Raw genomic sequence first — 493 nt, forward strand, 5'->3', positions numbered from 1 at the left:
GTGAACAGAAGGGCACCAGCAGGTCCCAGCTTCTCTATAGCCTCGCGCATGGACGAGGTATTCAGCAACTCTTCGATCAGGGCTTCTACTTTGTCACGGGCATCGCCATCTGCGTTCTCCCCAACAAGCTGTTGTAGCAAACCCATCTTCTCCAAAGCACCCGGCACATCGTGCAGAATGGACTTGGCCAGTGTGCCACTGCCTGCCTTCAGTCGGCCGCCTGCATGGCTACGGGACTCGGAGCCGGGACTCGTTTCCCCGTTTGCCACGAACTCTTGAAGCGCGCGTGGCAGTGTCGCCATAGCCTGTGCGGCTTTACTGTCGCGCGGTGAATAGGGTGCTACGCCACCTCCCGGGGGACCGGCCCGAGATGGGCGTTCCGCTCGATGGTGTATGGTTGAATCAGGTCGCGGGGCACTCTTGTGGGTTGGGGCAGGTGCATTCCGTCCTCGAACGCCAGTACCGCTTGCGCCCGGTCCGTACTCCTTAGCGT

The 493-nt window shown here is 60.9% G+C and carries 1 protein-coding gene; it reads right to left on the reverse strand.

Annotation, left to right across the window (positions count from 1 at the left end):
- A partial coding sequence (locus tag AC1RPR_RS08195) for a hypothetical protein (protein WP_481763468.1) occupies positions 1-302 on the reverse strand: 302 nt, incomplete at its 3' end.
- Positions 303-493 lie beyond the last annotated feature (191 nt).

The sequence above is a fragment of the Dellaglioa sp. CoH-57-MRSF-22 genome (genome assembly GCF_056781895.1).